At 40.5% G+C, this 252-nt stretch carries 1 pseudogene; it reads left to right on the top strand.

Annotated elements, in window-relative coordinates:
- Positions 1–252: pseudogene (locus tag X919_RS14985) on the top strand (site-specific integrase); the annotation flags it as partial.

Below are 252 nucleotides of genomic sequence, written 5' to 3'. Positions count from 1 at the left end.
TTGCATCCCAAATAAAGACCGTATGCAGGTTGGCATACCGTGAAGGATTGGCTGACACCTTATTATTTGCTAATGTAAAGATAACAAGAGGTGATAAGAAACTCCCAAAGGCACTTGACAGACGTTCACTTGACAAACTAATGAATACCCACTTCGGAGAGTTGGAGGAAGAAATGGAAACAGCAAGGGATTTGTTTGTTTTTGCCTGTCATACAGGTGCAGCCTATTGTGATTTAATGGGATTAAGTAAGA

Origin of the sequence: Prevotella sp. HJM029 (assembly GCF_000599605.1) — a bacterium.
GTDB lineage: Bacteria > Bacteroidota > Bacteroidia > Bacteroidales > Bacteroidaceae > Prevotella.
This window is presented reverse-complemented; position numbering and strand designations above follow the sequence as displayed.